The following is a 1,094-nucleotide window of genomic DNA, read 5'->3' as shown; positions in this document are numbered from 1 at the left end:
GGCCTAGGTGTATTGACCTGCAGCGTTGTTGACGCGGGTGATGGGCGGGTGTCCGTCGAGTGCGGTGTGGCAGCGGTGGTGGTTGTAGGTGTGGAGGAAGTCTGCCAGGGCTTCGGTCCGCTCGGTGTTTGAGGTGTAGGGCCGCAGGTAGGCCCATTCGTCGAGGAGGGTGCGGTTGAAGCGTTCGACCTTGCCGTTGGTCTGCGGCCGGTAGGGCCGGATTTTCTTGTGGGCGATGCCGGCCGCGGTGAGGGTCTGGGTGAACAGCTTCGACTTGTAGCAGGCGCCGTTGTCGGTCAGGACGCGTTCGACGGTGATGCCGTGGTCGGCGAAGAACGCGTTCGCCCGTTACCAGAAGGCGATGGCGGTGTGCTGGCGTTCGTCGGGCAGGACCTCGCTGTAGGCCAGGCGGGAGTGGTCGTCGACGGCCGAGTGGATGTAGCTGTAGCCGATCACCGGAGTGCAGCTCTTCCGAGCGGTGGTGGTGGCCTGACGATTTCTGTCGCCGGCTGCGCGACCGATGGTCCGCCATCCGCCGCCGTCGGGGATGTTGCCGAGTTTCTTGATGTCGACGTGGATCAGCTCGCCGGGCCGGTCGCGTTCGTAGCGGCGGATCGGCTCGCCGGTGGGCCGGTCCATCCAGGCCAGCCGGTTCAGGCCGTGCCGCACCAGGATCCGGTGCACGGTCGAGGCCGGGAGGCCCAGGATCGGGCCGATCCTGGCCGGGCCGAGCTTGCGCTCGGTCCGAAGCCTGCAGACTTGGCTCTCAACAGCAGCGGGAGTCCGGTGCGGGGTCGTGCAAGGCCGACTGGAACGGTCGTGCAGGCCGACATCGCCCTCGGCCCGCCAGCGGCGGATCCATTTGTGGGCGGTGGGCCTCGATATGCCCATCTCCGCGGCCACATGCGCGACCGGCCGGCCGGACAGGACACGTTCGACCAGGATCCGCCTGCCGTGAACGGTCAGCCGGGCATTACGGTGGGACACGAAGACCTCCGTGTGCGGTGAAGCCTAGACACCTCCACCACACCGGAGGTCTTCGCCATGATCAAGACCCGCGAGTGTCAACAACGCTCGTGATCAATACACCTAGG

1 pseudogene is annotated in these 1,094 nt (G+C 66.6%); it reads right to left on the bottom strand.

From position 1 onward, the window contains the following. Positions 1–3 precede the first annotated feature (3 nt). Positions 4–987 (bottom strand): annotated as a pseudogene (locus AB0K65_RS32355) (IS481 family transposase). Positions 988–1,094 lie beyond the last annotated feature (107 nt).

This window comes from Streptomyces sp. NPDC053755 (genome assembly GCF_040677675.1).
Taxonomy (GTDB): domain Bacteria; phylum Actinomycetota; class Actinomycetes; order Streptomycetales; family Streptomycetaceae; genus Streptomyces.
This window is presented reverse-complemented; position numbering and strand designations above follow the sequence as displayed.